Raw genomic sequence first — 14488 nt, forward strand, 5'->3', positions numbered from 1 at the left:
GGGGACTTTAAGCCTCACCTTTAGGGGAGGTTTGGAGGGGTAAAATGAGGAATGGCTAACAATTTGTAAGCTCACAAAAACCAGAATCTACTTTTTGGACAGCCTCGGACAGATGGCAACAGCCTTGAAGGGGCAGTTTAACATCTTCTACCAGAAGGAATAGCATTAAGCCTTAAAGGCGAATTCCCCCCTTGGAGCGTAATAAAATAAGAGTTACCGAAAATCAGATATATTGACCATGCACTAATTGGTGGCAATAACAAATGTCCTCCCTCGTTCTGCCAATTCCTCTCCCTAAAAATAAAACGGGCTTCGTTTCAGACGTTCCTCATCAAAGGCGCCTTCCCGGACAATCTTGATCACGGTACGCCGGTTCACCGCATGTTCATCTTCATCGCAGTCCACCCCATCCTCACAAATATTCAACAGACGACTTTCGCCGTAAGCCGTGTACTTCATGCGGTCGCCATAGATTTCCTTGGCCACCAGGTACAGGAAGGCGGCTTTACCGCGCTTCTCCGACAGCGCCAAATTTAATCGGGCATCGCCCCGCGCATCGGCATGTGACTCCAGCCGGATCTCCAGATCGGGATAATTGGCCAGGATGTTCGCCACACGTGTCAACGTTTCAGCCGCATCTTCACGAATATTCCAGTTAGCCAGGTCAAAATAAATATAGTCCAGCTCCATCACATGCAACGGCTGTCCATTTTCAACCTCCAGGAAGATCGGCGGCGGATAACCATCGTTTTTCTCCCGGTTATATTGAAGGGCGATTTCTGCAAAAACCCGCTCACTTTCGCGGATCGTTTCGGCTCCTATCGTCAACCCAGCCTCGTGGTACGAATCATGACTGGCCAGAATATCCAGGTCTTCGCCGGCGCTAACCTGAAAACTGATCAGTCCCGAAGGCGGCGTTATCCCCACTTCGGTGGTATCAGTTTGCTGATGAACCAGCAAAATCCGCGTATCAGGCAGCACTTCGCCGGTACTTTCATCTCGCGCCAGCAAGTCTATTTCAGCCGAAACCTTATTGATTTTTAGGCTGTACAAATCATCCTCCCCCCTTCCCCCGGGACGATTTGACGCGAAATAACCGACTGTGCCTTCCCCGTTCAGCGCCAGGCTAAGATCATCCTTGTGGGTATTGACCGGATAGCCCAGGTTTTCGATCACCGTATATATCCCGTTTACCGGATGGGCACGGAAAATATCCATGCCCCCCAAGCCCGGATGCCCGTCGGACGAAAAATACAGTACGCCATCGGCCCCGATAAACGGAAACGTTTCATTCCCCCAGGTATTTACATACGGCCCCAGGTTCATTGGCTCGCCCCATTGTCCATCGACTCGCCGGCAGGCATACAAGTCGGCTCCCCCGTAGCCTCCGGGCATATCGGAGGTAAAGTACAGCACCGTGCCCGACGGATCAATGGCCGGGTGGCCGGTTGAATAGCTTTTGCTGTTATACGGAAATCCCCCCGTCGATTCCCATTCACCGTCAATCTTTTTACCCGCTTCAATTTCCAGGTTGAGAAAACCGCCGTTGCCACCCAACAGGCGAAACCGCCTCGACTGGTTACGTGTCAGGAATAACTCTTCCCCATTAGGATGAACGGAGACCGGCCCGTCGTGGTGTCGCGATTGCATGTTTGGGGCAAATGGCTTCACCTTCATCAGCTTGCCCTCGTCCGAGATTTCCCCGGCATACAGGTTCAGGTACGAAGGCGGCTCCCCCAGGTATTTCTGTGCGAAGGTTGTCCGTGTGCGCCCCGAAGAAGAATAAATGAGCTGATTGCCGAATATCGTTGGTCCAAATTCGGTTCCCAGGGTATTCAGGTTCACGGGCTTCACCTGGTAGCGTGCCGTGTCGCGTTGCAGCCACTTTTGATAGTCCTGCAAAGAGGCCACCGAACGGATCCGTACATCCTCGGGCGCCAACGCGGCAAAGCGTTCTTCCCAGTAGGCGGCTTCCTCGTAGCTGGCCATATTTTTCAAAGCCTGGGCGTAACGGAACACATCGCCGGGCTGCGCATCGCCGCGATTGATCAGCCGACGGAGCCAACGGGCCGTTTCGTCAGGCCGGTCCGTTTGCCGGTAGGCTTCGGCCAGCTGCCGCGCCACATAAGCGTTGTTGGTGTCTTTTTGAAAAGCATACTGATACAGCTTGATGGCTTCCGTAAAATTCATTTTCCGGAAATGCCAGTCGGCCACCTTTGCTGTAATTTTCTGTGCCCGGGCAGCGGATGGCGCCAGACTGGCCAGCAACAGCACAAGGACGATTTTCAGTACGTTTTCCTTCATAATACACCTGCTTAAAAATAACGGGGCGAATGGGCCCTGCGCCGACTGGAAACAAAATCGTAACTCACCAGGATTTCGTGGGTCCCGCGGTTAAACGAGTTCAGGTCCGACGAGGTAATATCATATGAATAACCCACCTTAAACTGATCGGTCACCTGGAGCTGCATCATGCCGCCTACCGCGTCGCCCACCCGGTACATAGCGCCCAGCCACAGCTTGTCGTACAATAAAAAGTGGGTGGATATATCGACCGAGAGCGGGACATTGTTCAAATATTTTAACTGAAAGTAGGGTTTAAACTTCACCACCTGGTTCACATCGAACACATAGCCTGTCATCAGGAAATAATGCAGCTCTTCCTTCTGCAGCTGCTCTACCGTATAACTGGAGCGGGTTATGGTGTTGCGCAACATTTTAGGCACCGACAAACCCAGGTAAAAACGGTCGGAATGAAAAAAGAGGCCCAGACCCACGTTCGGTAAGAAACGTTGATTGACATCCGACTGAAAGATCGGATCGTTGGGATCAACCAGGCTCAGGTCGCTCAGGCGGGCCTCGTAAAAGTTGACGCCGCCCTTCAACCCAAAGGATAAATACTGGCGAAACCCAAAGGCCACCCGGTACGAATAGTCGAAGTAAGCCCCCGTCTGGGAGATGGGACCGATTTTATCGGTTAGAAATGAAAAGCCGAGGCCCATCATTTCGCGGCCAACCGGTGTGTGCATCGACACCACATGTGTCGTGGGCGCCCCATCCAGCGAAACCCACTGATTACGGGTGAGCGCTCTCACGTTCATCACCCGACCGGTGCCGGCATAGGCCGGATTGACCGTGAGGATGTTGTCCATGTATTGTGTGTACATGGGGTCCTGCTGAGCATGAACAGCAAGCACGGCGCAAAACCACAGCAGGGTGAAAATCAGTCTTCGTATGTAATTTTTATCTGTCAAGCTACAATCGTTTTTAATGTTCATTACCGGTCGATATACACATAGCCGGTCAATTTTTTGCCGTTCCCACCCAGGTCGAGGATGTAGAAATACGTTCCTGTTGGAATTTCTCCGGTCCCTGTCCGGATCCCTTTGTTCACGATGCCGTCCCAGAAGCCGCTTCGTCCGGCCCCTACCCCGTACTTATCCATTTCATACACCAGGTTCCCCCAGCGGTTGAACACTTTCAGGTGGGCATTCGAATAGTTGTAGATGCCCTTGATTTCGAAATAATCGTTGTACCCGTCGCCGTTGGGCGAGAAGGCGTTGGGGATAAACAGGGCTTCCTCGTTCACCATCACCAGCACGGTGGCTTCGTCGCACTCCTGCAAGTAGTTACAAATGGCATATACAAACTGGTCTTGTCCCAGATAGTATTCATTTGGTGTGTAGGTGATGACGGCATCGGCATCCAAATCTACCCGCCCGCTTTCCGGCGGACTAACAATGGTGATGCTGGCCGGGTTGAGCTCACCCTTCGGACGGTCGTTCTCCAGCACGTTGATGGCCACCGATGCGTTCATGATCACTTCAGCCGTATCGTTCACCGCTTCCACCTGTACGTACAGACCCACCATCACCGAATCCAGGTCGGTACAGCCATAGGTGTCGGTGATGCGCAGGTAATACTTGCCAATGCCCATCACTTCGGGCGTGGACGTATTGGCGCCAGCCACAATCACGCCGCCCTGCTCCGACCACCAGCTAAACTGAAGATCTGTGCCGGTACTTTCCGAAGCATCCAGCAGAATGGAACTGCCGGGCGACGATACAAACAGCTGGTTGTTGGTGACAATTTCCGGGGCGGCATCCACATTCACCTGCACCGTCCGGCTGGCCGAATGCCCCAGTTGGTCGGTAACGGTAAGCCGGTACTGGGTTGATGCGCCGGGCATAAATTGCGGCGCGGCGCTGGTGGCGTCGCTCAGGTAATCGGCAGGCTCCCACAAAAAGCTCATTTCGCCCGTGCCCGTGCTGGCGCTGGCATCCAGGGTAACCGGCACACACGAGCCGGTACCCACCTGGTTTTTCACCACAATGAACAGCTCCGGAATGTCGGACACGAGATAAGCTGTGGCCTGCGAGCATTGGCCCGGGTCGGAAGCCGAACACACCCGATACACAAAGCGGTCGGCCAGTTGACCCGACGCCCCCGCGTGGGGCAGGTACTCAAACCGCCCGTCGGGCTGGATGGTGACCACGCCGTGAGCCGGTCCTGAAACCGGTGTGCTTTGGTAAACCAGGTTGCCCCCGGCTTGGTTGATCTCGTTGGCCGCAAGGTTGCCGGCAACCAGGCCTTCGCCGTAAAAAACATCGTCGTTGGCATACAATCCCGTGCTGAACAGGGCCGGTTCCAGCACGTACAGGTTCAGCGTTCCCCAGTCGCACTGGCCGTTGTCGTCGCACACCCGGTAATTCACATGCTGCTGCCCGGTAAAGCCCGGCGCGGGGGTAAAAGTAAAACTGCCCTGTACGTCCCACACAAACGTGCCCGCCACCGCGTCATCGTTTACCGTAGCCACGCGGATCGCCTCCTGTTCCGGGTCAAGATCATTGTGCAGGAAGTTTCCGCTCACCGGCTGTCCGGCCCGGGTGACGGCCACATCGTCGTTGGCCACGGGCGGCTGATTGGTGTAGGCAGGCTGAAGGATCTGGATGACCACTTCGGCCTCGGTGCAACGTTCCACCCCGTTTTGGTCGGCTTGACAAATGTTGTATTTGAAGACAGCCTCTCCCGAATAGTCTTTGGCGGGCACAAAGGTGTATTCGCCCGTTGTTTGGTTGAAGGAAGTCAATTTGCCCGACGCTTCTTCGGGAATGGTGACCACGCCAAGCTGCACCTGCGCGGGATTGTAGAACAGGTCGTTGGTGAGCACGTTGCCCTGCACGGTCTGGTTGGGCCAGCCCGCGTTTACATCGGCCACGGCCAGCGGGGCTGCCTGGGCCAGCACGGTGTTGATGACCGTGATGGACACCTGCGCTTGCGAGCCGGTTGACTTGTTGTCATCTTCGTGCAACTGGTAGGTAAAGCTGTCGTTGCCGTAAAAGCCGGTTGGCGGCGTGTAGATGATGCTGCCGTCGGACTGTTGGGTGAGGCTGCCGCCCTGCGTGGTTTGGGCTGGCGTTTCCTGAACGGTGCGAGCCGTGAGGCCACGGTCGTTGGCCAGCACAGCAATGGTAACCGGCTCGTCCATGTTGGTGGTTGCCGCGTCGGCCACAGCCTGCAGCGGCTCGTTGGTTTCCACCTCGATGCTGGCCGAAATCCACTCGCTGAGGCAGCCGTTGTCGTCAGTAGCCTGCACGCGCAGGGTGTAGGTTCCCAGCTCATCAAAAATTACATCGCCGGAAGGGTTGCCCGTGGCAGCCAGCACCGTTTCGTTGCCCGAGGGCGAAACCAGCCGCCACTGATACGTCCAACTGGCCGGGCCAACTACCGAAAAATCATGCGAAGTACCCTGGGGCACCATTTGGGTGCTTTGACTAAAAGCAATATTCTCCCCCAACAGGAAGAACAGTGCACTTAGAAAAAGAAGGTTAAAATAACGCATGTACTCGATGGTTCAACTTATGCTATTGGCAAGCAGGCAAATTCCACGTTCACGATTTTCAAAAAAAGAAAAGAAAGGCCGACCAGAGCCGGCCTTTCAAAAGAATTTTAGAATTTAAAAAGCAATAACTGGTTTAGAATAAATTGTAATTGTAGCATACTTATCTGTACCAACTGTTACTGTTGTACCATCAGCATCTTGGGCACTTACAATTCTGATCTCATAAGTTTTGCTTGTGGCTGTATTATTTTCGAAATCTGAATCGATTGTTACAGCAAGAGTACCTGTCAAAGCATCAAAAGTAGCTGGTTGATTGGCTTTTACAACAGTACCACCTGCTCCACCTGCTCCACCGCTTGTAATATCATAGATGTCATAAACCAAAGAGAAATCCGGATTACCACCTGTAAACGCAAGTGTATACTCCAAGATATCATTATCAGAAGCAGCACCTGTATTTCCTGATCCCTCAACCCCCAAATGAGAACAGGTACTTCCTGTCAGGTTTGATGCTGTAAATTCCACTTCTGGTGACTCGATAGTAACATCAAGTGTAATCTCTTCACTCAAACACAAATTTGCATCAGTCGCTTGTACTGTAATTGTATACGTTTCAGGTACGCCATCCCATTGAACAGTAATACTAGCATCGGTATCAGTAGAAATATCCGTAGTTGTACCACCTGCCTCAATAGACCACTTGTAGGTAAATGATCCATTACCATTACTCGGAGTAACAGTATAGGTATGGGTTGCCATACGTTGAACACTAGTCTCATTCTGTGCAAACGCACTGGTCGAAACCATAAGGCCCAAGGCCACGATCAAAAAAGATAAAATTCTCGTTTTCATTTTTATTAAAATTTAAAGGTTAAAAATTCATTTATTATTTGTCCTGTTTATTTGTTGTTAATCGAATGATATAGAAGGGATTTCGAAAGCTTTTAAGCTGTCGGAATTGTTCGTCACGTTGGGGTCGGAAACCTGGTAAGTGTCCGTTGCCTGTATTGAAAGCCCGATTGCAATCTCGCTGCCGGGAATATTGTTGAACGTGAAGTACAACACCACCTTGTAGGGTTCTGATTTCTCGGTTTGCACCAGGGGGGCAGCCCCGGAAGCTGGCGTCAACGTCCAGTTTTCAGTCGAACGAATATTGTTGATCGTTCCCGATTGAATCGGTGCGCCATCCATCGTGATGGCATAATCAAACTCAAATGGTTCGGTAGCCACAGCCGGGAAGGTAATGTTCCAGAAATAGGTTGTTGTTCCGGTTCCCACCGTCTGGCATTGATCGGCCAGATCATCCAGTGCCACATCAAAGGTGTTTTCCCGGATGATCACGGGAAGTAGTTCTTGTTTGGTGCATGAGGTTGAAGTTTTGGTTTTTATGAGGGAAAGAATATAAAATTCGTTTGGTGTCAAACCTGTAAACGTAATGTCCACCTCGGCGCCCGAGTTGTTGGGCGACATGGTAAAACCGGCTCCCAGAGGGATATCTGATCCCTCGATCACGCCATCGTGGTTAAAGTCGGAATAGATTTCCCAGAGATAGGTGTAGCCGCTTTCGGCCGTTCCGCCATCCACCTGGTAGGTGTGGGTGGAAGTGAGCATGGGCTTGGCCCCCGAACCTTCGGACGGAGTGGTGGAACCACCGTCGTAGGTGATGGGGGTGAGAGGGAATTCAACGATCACCCGTTGTTCTCCTGGATCACTTTCGTTTCCGCACTCATCGGTCACGATCCAGGTAATGGTAGTTGTTCCTTCGGGGAATGTTTCATTGATATCGCCTTCGCCTTCAATCAGCGGGTTTGATGGTTTGTCGCCCAAACGGTAGCTGTAAGAGGCATATTCCAGGGCAAAGCCGCAATTATCGTCGGCATCAGGTTGCGGGATGGTGGCCGTGTTGCCGGTGCAACTGGCTTCCGGCTCTGGTCCCAATATTACATCCGCAAGCTCTCCCGCTTGGAAAGTAGGTTTCTCGCTGTCGGTAATGGTAAAGTTTTGTGTACAGGTTTCCTCTATTCCGGCGCCGTTGGAGATGGTGTAGGTGCGGGTTACCTGGCAACCAGAGGAGGTGCTGACCACATCCTCGTGAGAAAGAGTGAGGCTGCCGGGGCAACTGTAAGTTACTGTTCCACCTAAGTCTTCGAATTCGTCAATGGTGGTTGCTGCTGCCGGAAGGTTGTTGATGCAATCCACACTGCCACCATCGAGGGGGCAGGTAATGGTAAGCTCGCCAGAAACTGTCACTTTTACCACTCCCGAATTCTCATCCTGGGCAATAACAGGAATTGAGCCTTCGTTCGTTTTTTCAATGGTTAATACTCTGTGATAATAGGTAGTTCCTGCGGTTGAGGTTGGAGGTGTGAAATCACGAGAGGTTGCACCTGAAACAGGCATCCAGTTTGATACCCCATCGGCGCTGCTCTCCCACTGATAGGTGATCGTAAAGTTATTGTCGCTATTGACTGGACTTTCTGTGAATGCATCGTTACCGGAAATGGAGGAGGCTGCTTCGTTAACACAATAGTTCAAATCCGTGGTGCTAATAGTATTCGGTACTTTCTCCAGACTTTGGAAGGATACCCTGTTGCCTCCTGCGCTTTCGAAAAACTCCAGCATCAGATTACTTGTACCAGTTAATTCAAATAGGATTTTAGAGTCAGTTGTATATCCTCGTTGAACCCAACGATCGTAAACTTTGTCACCATCAACCGTCAGTCTTGTACCGTCATCGCTACCGATGTTGACCAGGTAAATGCCTTCTTCCCGCGAAGATGTCATCCGGTACCGGACAGCGAAATACTCCGGGTACATCTCATTCGTTTCACCATCTGTGATAACAGCAAAACATGAAGTACCGAAGTCCCGGTCGAATAACTCCGTTTCTGTTGTGTGTCCATAGTAGTTTGTAAAAGCATCAGCATCAGAGGGTGGGGCTGCAACCGCATCCAGGCGTTTGTAAACATGTCCGATCCATGAATCTGTGCCCGCCAAGTTCGGATCATCCGGTGAAAGAGAAGGAAAAGTAACGGACACCTGTGTTCTGGTGCTTTCACAACCCGAGGAATTCAGAATTGAAACCCAATAATCGGTGGCAGTGGTCAAAACCGGTGTGGCAAAGGTATTATCATTGTGGTCTGAACTTGTTTTCAGCGGAGTACCTCCGGTTTCAACATCGTACCATAGATATCTGTCACCTGAGCTGGCCCCGGAAGCGTTTAATGTGTAAGTTGAACTTGAACCGATACAAATAGAGGCCCCGGTTGTTGAGGGAAGCGATGGAAGCACGGTGCATGGATCAATAATATTGACGGTGTAGTCTTCGGTTTCTCCATCGAAGTTTGTTTCGCAGGCAGAAGCAGGACTAGACGGCCATTTTGCTGCAATCCTCATCCGGGTTGCACCCAACACAGCTGATGAAGGAACAGTAATTTCTAAAGGAGAATTGTTTGTTGATCCATCTGTGGTATAGAATGCAGAACCGAGATCATAGGTTTCTTCTGCGCCTGAGAAATTACCATCCTGGTTCCAATCAATCCAGGCCTTTGCATAAACCACGTATACTCCATCAGTATTTAAATTGACTGATAGATCGTAAGTTGAGTTTATTACTAAATCAGTAGATTGTGCAGTATAGTTGCTGTAACCGGAAACTTTGCCACCGGAATCGCTCGAATTATTTATGGTATTAAAGCTCACCAGTGTAATACTTGTTTCATACGACATATTACCCGACGAATTACAATAATTCAAACAAGCAGATCCGGCCGTTGTGAATGTCCAGGTACTGCTGCCAATAGCATCGCCGCAATCATTTTTGGGAACTACCTTCCAATAATAGGTGGTATTTGCCGAAAGTGAACCAGTGCTGTAAGTAGTACTGGTCTCATTCGAGGTAACTGACCCCGGCAAGCTACCGGCGCCAAAATACACTTCGTACGAAGTTGCACCGGGCACAGGCTCCCACGAAATTGAGGAAATGGCTCCGTCGCCTGCATAACAAACACTGGTCGCACCATTGGCAGGACTGGGGTTTGATGTTGTGCCAGGCACATCGTCAATGGTAATGGTGGCGCTGCCGGTCATGTTTACCGTGCAGCCATCGCTATCCAACTCGCCCACAACCGTGTAGATACCGGCAAGGGTTTGGTTGGGAAAACTGATGGCCGAACCGGTACCTGCTTCGGTAACCCCGGTTGCAACACCATCCCGGTGCAGCTCGTAGGTTACCCCGGTTTCTGAACCGTCCAGACCAACCGCCACGCCGCTGCCACCGGCGCAATAACTTCCGTCACCGGTAACGGTTACGGTGAAGGGGGTGGCAGAACAACAAGAGTAGGTCACCGCGTCAATATCTATGTTGTAAGCGTTTTGTTCAGTAAATCGAATATATCGAGCGTCTGATGTTAATGTTATTGTCTCGACAAAATAGGTCGTATTGTTAGGATTATACGTTCCAATGTTATTCCATGAAGACAAATCCGATGAAGTTTCCACCCGAATCTGGGGAGTATCTCCAGTTCCGGGATCTCGCCTCCAGGTTATGTCCAATGTTGTTCCAGCACTTCGAATTTGTCCTCCCCCGGTAAGGTCCAATACTAACTGATCGTTGTCGTCGTAAAGTTCTGCGGCATTCCCATCCGGCAAGCCCAGGGCATCTGATGGATTGATTACTCCCGGGTTGGGTTGAACTGTAAATAATGCAGAGCCGTTGCAAAAAGAAGACGTGATCCCCTGCACAACAATGTTGTCTGCATAATAATACTCATCGTCTTTATCATTTTCCATCTGGATTCGAATCTCCAGGGTGCTTCCGGATAAACCTGATTTAGAAGCAGTGGCACTTGAGAAATCATTGCTAATAGAATAGAAACTGATCCAGCTACCCCCATCAATCCGATATTCAGCATTAATATTGTCCCCCCCATCCAAATTGTTCCCACTCCCATATAGGCTAATTGATATTGAGATTGAAGAGTAAGCTGAGATGTCAATACTTTCAGACAACCATTCACCAACACCATCCAAATCCTGACCATGCAAACGCCCACTTTGTACATACCATACATCTGGGGTTGACAAAGAGTTTATCGTCCATTTGGCAGGGGTTCCGCTCCCCTGGGTTGTACCATTTGAATACGCAAAATCCTCTTCCTAAATCGTAATTTGGGCAAAAGACGACACATCCATCCCCAGGGACAGCATGAGAATTAAAAATGCAATTTTAATTTGCTGAGCTAATAATTTACCTACTACCAAATCGCGTCCTGTTTATGAATCTTCCACCTCCCGTTTAATCCGTCGCTGGCTGAAATGGTAACCCCTCCTAAACCTTCCTTTTAGCCTTGTTAATGATTTGTTAACGCGACTATCAATCAAGCGCTTATCACAACAACAACAAAATCAAGCCATTCCATCTTTTCCACCGAACCGGATCTATTAAACCCTTGCGGGTAATTACCTGAATCAAGGCATTTTATAATGCCTATCCACCCCGGGCAATTAGCGCCTGAAATTACGATTATGTACAAATTACCATATAGGCGCCGACCAAACCGGGCTTTCTGTTTAGCAAACCGGGCAAATGATGTATCCAACAGCGGAAATGAGCATGTGCTCACTCCCAAAAACCAAGTCCACCTGCAGAAAAATGGCCTATCTGCCGGAACAGGGGAAGTGATCCCCAAAACGGACTGGCCACTTTTACCGGGGAAAAAATACCCATAGTAGCTCCCTGAAAACAGATCCGGGACATGCCCCTACCCGGCCCATATCTACTAACAATCTACCCTGTTTATATCATGTATATTCTGTGTATTTCAATACAGAAGAAACGTAGAAGATATACAGAAGATATACAGAAGATCTGGACATGGTACGGCACGGGCACAGGGAAGTCGCGTTTAAAATATAGTTCACTCGTTCAATGCGCACATGCCAAAAAAACGCCTAATGCCTAAAGCATTTCCGTCAGATGCAGGTTGGTCACGACATGTCGTGACCGTACTCAGCGCTCCCGTTTTGGGGCGTTTCGGATTTTATCCGGCGTGTAAGGCCACGGCATGCCGTGGCCCGACGGATGGTGAGACCTTAAAAAGGTAGTTTTACATCTTCTATGAGAAAGAGCCGCATTCTAATTCCTAAAAGCGATTTCCCGAAATCCGGGTCAGGCGATTTCGGGTGTCTGAAAATTATTGGTATGGGTTTTGTCATAACCAATATGAAGAGACCGTCCTTCTGAAATTTAAAGTCATGAAACGAGCCATGAGAGCCGTGCCTCTCAAACAAGAGCATGATTATTCCGGCGAGTTCCATCCGTCACTGAAGACCAAAAGAGGGATTTAGTGAGATACGAAAATCATAAAAACTTGAACTGAAAAAAATAACCAGATGAAAAAGTTAGCCATCACACTTATCCTCTCGCTGCTGGTAGCAGCCTGGAGCATAGCCAGGGGACAACAATATCCGGATGAATATCTGGGTCTGCCGGGGGATAACCTCAACCTCTATGCCGTCATGAAACTATTCCAGGAATCGGAAACCCTCGAAGAATTTGAACGAAACCTGAACGCTGAAGACGCCAGGATCAACAACCTCGACCTGAACGGAGATAACCTGGTGGATTACATTATGGTGTTTGATTATGCCGACGGAAACCTCCACACCATTGTACTGCGGGTAGCCCTCGACCGGAACGACACCCAGGACGTAGCCGTGTTTACGGTTGAGCGCTTCGGAAATGGTTCGGTGCAATTACAGCTTGTTGGAGACGAAGCGCTGTACGGCAGGAATTACATCATAGAACCTTACTATGCCGACAACGGATCGGAAACCCCCAATCCCGCTTACATTGGCCATGCCGGGAACCGGTCGAATGTTACGGTCGTACGGACCACCACTTACGAAATTGCCGCCTGGCCCGTAGTGCGGTTTATGTTTCTTCCCGGCTACGTGAGCTGGCGCTCGTCGTGGTACTGGGGTTATTATCCCACTTACTGGAACCCCTGGCGCCCGTACTACTGGCACTACTATTACGGATACCACTACAAGTGGCACCCTCATTACTACCAGCATTACCGCACCTGGAACCACCATCGCTGCAGCGGGTATAACGATTTCTACTACAGCAGGGTACGGTCTTACTCCCCCCGGGTAACGGTCAGGGTTAAAGAAGGAAGCTACCGGAATACCTATTCCCGCCCCGACCTGAGACGAAAAGGGGAAGCCCTTTACTCGCGGACGGTTTCCAGTCAGAACGCCAGACGGAATACAACAAACGTGAACAGCAGCCGGACAATCGACTCACAATCGACCCGACGCAGGACCGTAGAAAGCACCGGTTCCGGCACCCAAAGGCGATCAGCAACCGGCGTGAACAGCCGTTCGGCCACCAGCCCGGCAGTGAATCAGGGGACAAAGTCCACCCGCCGGGCAACCACAACAGCTCCTGCCAGAACAGGCACCAGCAACACGGTTAAGAAGACAACGGACACGTCACGCCGATCGGGCACCGGGGTAAGCACCCGCAGCGCCACCAGCAAGGAAACACGTGTTTACCAAAAAACGACAACCGCACCGGCCAGGACTGGCACCAGCTCAACGGTTGGAAAGTCAAGCGACCGCTACCGGCAATCAACACCCGCCACCCCTAACCGGACGGTGAGAAGCACGCCGGCCACGCAGCCAAAAGCAGCCTCGCAACGTTCATCCGGAACGGTTTCGAACCGGACGACTTCCAAACCGCAGGCAGCGCCCAAAGCGGTTCCCTCAAGAAGTTCTTCCAGCCAGTCCCGAAAAGCTGTCAGTCCAAGCAGCTCAAGCAGCTCAAGCAGCCGGAAAACATCGGGTGCCACCAAGAGCAGCCAAACCAGAAAGTCGGCAACCGAACGGTCGGGACGACGGTAAACAACCGAGGCTTTTAGCCAACCACCTAAAATGGACTTCTGCCTTCTCTGCCATCCGACAGGGAAGGCTTTTTTTTGGCGCGTTGGAGACAAAATGGATCCATGGAATTAAGGGAGTAGCAGGAAAAATACACTGATCTCCTGTTGTCATCACTTTTTACCTGCTGATTCTCAAACAAGCTCACTACCTGACAAATACACTCCTTTTGAGTTGAATTCCGGTGTCCCGGGAGCCTTCAACCTGCGATTTTGAGAAAGCGTTTCCTACCGCTACTATAAAATTGATCTGTCCTAAAGCCGGACTGGCTCTTCCTTTTCCATTCGATGAAAAGGAAGCAAAAACCGTGTCAAAACGAACCCTTTGCCGGGCGTTTTGACGGCCAACGCACTCGCTCCGATCCGGGTTCCACGTAGCACGAGCAGGCATTGGAATCTGTTGCTTTGGTGTCGTATTTTTTGTGGTGCGGCCTGCGGGGGGCTTAGAAAGCCAGGGAAGAGAATCTGATTTCCCAAAAACCTTATTTTGGTTTCCTCAACCTTAGTAGCGTTGTGTGCAAATTGACAGCTTTTTAAACCTTATTACCGTATTCGTGTAAACCCAGTTTATAGAAGGTAATTAGGTTGGTAGGAGGTTCGGTACGGTATTTTTTCTACTAAGGTTTGTCAAATGAATAAGGTTTTTATTGGTCGCAATCCCCCAATTCGATTGGGGGTGATGAATGGTTCTATCCCTTCGGGA

General features: G+C 50.6%; 6 protein-coding genes. 1 reads left to right on the top strand and 5 read right to left on the bottom strand.

The window, feature by feature from the left end; translation table 11 throughout:
- Positions 1-294: 294 nt before the first annotated feature.
- The 5 genes from N2K84_RS19020 to N2K84_RS19040 all read right to left on the bottom strand — a co-directional run bounded on the left by N2K84_RS19020 (position 295) and on the right by N2K84_RS19040 (position 10633).
- Positions 295-2304 carry an OmpA family protein gene (locus N2K84_RS19020; RefSeq protein ID WP_282593423.1) on the bottom strand — a complete coding sequence of 670 codons (2010 nt, stop codon included), beginning with the start codon at positions 2302-2304 and terminating at the stop codon, positions 295-297.
- 11 nt (positions 2305-2315) lie between these two features.
- Positions 2316-3254: a PorP/SprF family type IX secretion system membrane protein gene (locus N2K84_RS19025; protein WP_282593424.1), complete on the bottom strand. Its 939-nt coding sequence runs from the start codon at positions 3252-3254 to the stop codon at positions 2316-2318.
- Positions 3255-3277: 23 nt separating this feature from the next.
- Positions 3278-5842 (bottom strand): Ig-like domain-containing protein, encoded by a 2565-nt coding sequence (locus tag N2K84_RS19030; RefSeq protein ID WP_282593425.1) that lies wholly within the window; start codon positions 5840-5842, stop codon positions 3278-3280.
- Between the two features lie 114 nt (positions 5843-5956).
- On the bottom strand, positions 5957-6694 hold the full coding sequence (locus N2K84_RS19035) for a hypothetical protein (RefSeq protein ID WP_282593426.1): 738 nt from the start codon (positions 6692-6694) through the stop codon (positions 5957-5959).
- A 57-nt stretch (positions 6695-6751) separates the two neighbouring features.
- Positions 6752-10633 carry an Ig-like domain-containing protein gene (locus tag N2K84_RS19040; protein ID WP_282593427.1) on the bottom strand — a complete coding sequence of 1294 codons (3882 nt, stop codon included), beginning with the start codon at positions 10631-10633 and terminating at the stop codon, positions 6752-6754.
- 1602 nt (positions 10634-12235) lie between these two features.
- Between N2K84_RS19040 and N2K84_RS19045 the strand changes: the two genes are divergently transcribed.
- Positions 12236-13750, top strand: coding sequence for a hypothetical protein (locus tag N2K84_RS19045; RefSeq protein ID WP_282593428.1), 1515 nt, complete (start codon positions 12236-12238; stop codon positions 13748-13750).
- Positions 13751-14488: the final 738 nt, after the last annotated feature.

This window comes from Gaoshiqia sediminis, from assembly GCF_025907915.1.
Classification (GTDB): Bacteria; Bacteroidota; Bacteroidia; order Bacteroidales; family Prolixibacteraceae; genus Gaoshiqia; species Gaoshiqia sediminis.